This window comes from Campylobacter sp. US25a (genome assembly GCF_004379075.1).
In the GTDB taxonomy this organism is placed as follows: domain Bacteria; phylum Campylobacterota; class Campylobacteria; order Campylobacterales; family Campylobacteraceae; genus Campylobacter_D; species Campylobacter_D jejuni.
In genome coordinates this window covers 1-576 of sequence record NZ_RYYM01000082.1, presented here as the reverse complement: position 1 = coordinate 576, position 576 = coordinate 1, and the positions used below count along the sequence as shown (strand labels likewise).

Below are 576 nucleotides of genomic sequence, written 5' to 3'. Positions count from 1 at the left end.
TCAAGCTCCTGTTTTAATCATCTTACCTAAAGGGATTGATTGTTTGATTTCATTTTTTGGAGTGGCATTAAGTGGAAATTTTTATACCCTTTTAGATGAAAAAAGTCCTAAAGAAAGAGTAGAAAAAGTTATAGAGGTTTTAAAACCTAAGCTTTTTATTACTTCAAAGGATTTAAATTTTAACTTAAATTTACCTACGCTTTATACACAAGACTTTGAAAGTTTTGATATAGATGAGAATTTAATAAAAAATGCAAAAGAAAAACACATAGATACTAATTTACTCTATGTTTTCTTTACTAGCGGGAGCACAGGCATTCCTAAAGGAGTAAGCATAGCTCATAAGAGTGTGATTGATTATACTTTTTGGGTGTGTGAGACTTTTAAATTTGATGAGAATGAAATTTTAGCCAATCAAGCGCCATTTTATTTTGACAATAGCATTTTAGATATTTTTTCAAGTGTAAAATCAGGAGCGACTTTACATCTTTTACCTAATCATCTTTTTGCCTTTCCAAATAAAATTTTAGAATGCCTTGAAAAAGAAAAAGTAAGCACTATATTTTGGGTACCTTC

At 29.2% G+C, this 576-nt stretch carries 1 protein-coding gene; it reads left to right on the top strand.

The features are described from left to right. On the top strand, window positions 1–576 hold a 576-nt coding region (locus tag ELQ12_RS09835; RefSeq protein ID WP_243834160.1), incomplete at both ends, for an AMP-binding protein.